Genomic DNA, 1,541 nt, shown 5'->3' on the forward strand with positions numbered 1-1,541 from the left:
CTGACGGTGCAGGCGCAGGGCGCGTCAGTCGAGACGATCGAAGGGCTGTCTGACAGCGGTGAAATTGCCGATCTTCAGGCCGCATTTCGCGAACGCAATGCTTTGCAGTGTGGCTACTGCACGCCTGGCATGCTGATGACAGCGCAGGATCTGCTTATGCATGTGTCCATGCCTGATCGTCCGGCGATCCGCGAGCATCTTGCCGGCAACTATTGCCGCTGCACCGGCTATCAGGCCATCGTGGACGCTGTCGAGGCAACGGCCAGGACGCGCGCGGAGCGGCACGCATGACGGTGACCCCGCCGCCAGCAGGCACACTTTCCGTGCTCGACCGCCCGAATTCCTATATCGGCAAGACCGTGCCGCGGCCGAACCTCGACAGGTTGCTGCAAGGGCGCGGACAATATGTCAGCGACCTGGAATTGCCGCGGATGGCGCACGTGGTTTTTCTAAGGTCGCCGTATGCCCACGCCAAAATCGTGGCGATCGATGCCGACGTAGCGAAGCGCATGTCCGGCGTCATTTCCATCGTCACGGGGCGTGAACTTGAGGCTGTCATCACGCCGTGGGTCGGTGTGCTCTCGCATCTGAAGGGATTGAAGTCGGCGCCGCAGCATGCGATCGCGGTCGACCGGGCCTGCTGGCAGGGTGAGGCGGTTGCCGCGATTGTGGCAACAAGCCGGGCCGCAGCGGAAGATGCCATGGAGCATATTTCCGTCGACTACGAGGAGCTCGAGGCGGTCACGGACATGCGCACGGCGCTCGATCCGGCAACACCTGTCATTCACCCCTCGCTCGGTGACAATCTTGCCTTTGAACGGACCCTCAATGCCGGCGACGTCGACCATGCGTTGTTTGGGTCCGAGGTCGTCGAGGCCGACTTCGTATTCGGTCGCCACACCGGCGTGACGCTTGAGCCCCGGGCGGTCGTTGCCGACTGGAATGCCGCAGAGGCGCGGCTCACGATCTATCAGGGCACGCAGGCGCCCCATATGGTGCAGAACATCGCGGCCCTGCATCTCGGATTAAGGGAAGCGCAGGTCCGGGTGATCTGCAAGGACGTCGGCGGCTCGTTCGGCATCAAGGTCCATATCTACGCCGACGAGATGGCGACCTACGCGCTGTCCAAGCTGCTACGGCGGCCGATCAAGTTCGTGGCCGACCGCGTCGAGAGCTTCAACACCGATATTCACGCCCGCGATCATCGATGCAGGGGACGGATCGGCGTCAGACCGGACGGAACGATCACGGCCTTCGAGATCGACGACTTGACCGGGATCGGTCCCTATTCGATGTATCCGCGCACCAGCGCCATCGAGGCAAATCAGGTGGTCAATCTGGTCGGTGGGCCCTATGTCACCCCGAACTATCGGGCGCGGGCGCGGGTCTTTTTCCAGAATAAGAATGTCATGTGCCAGTACCGGGCGGTCGGACACCCGATTGCTTGTTCGGTCACCGAAGGGCTGGTTGATCTCGCCGCAGCGAAGATCGGCATGGACCCTGTCGAAATCCGCCGGCGCAACTTGATCGCCGACGACGCC

Annotated in this window: 2 protein-coding genes; both read left to right on the forward strand. The window is 62.6% G+C overall.

Translation table 11 applies throughout. The features are described 5' to 3' along the window. Positions 1-291: (2Fe-2S)-binding protein (locus FNJ47_RS46000; protein ID WP_236000585.1), on the forward strand; the 291-nt coding region annotated here is incomplete at its 5' end. Further along, positions 288-1,541: xanthine dehydrogenase family protein molybdopterin-binding subunit (locus FNJ47_RS46005; protein WP_163163399.1), on the forward strand; the 1,254-nt coding region annotated here is incomplete at its 3' end. The genes FNJ47_RS46000 and FNJ47_RS46005, both read left to right, overlap by 4 nt.

The organism is Bradyrhizobium uaiense, assembly GCF_010811875.1.
In the GTDB taxonomy this organism is placed as follows: Bacteria; Pseudomonadota; Alphaproteobacteria; order Rhizobiales; family Xanthobacteraceae; genus Bradyrhizobium; species Bradyrhizobium uaiense.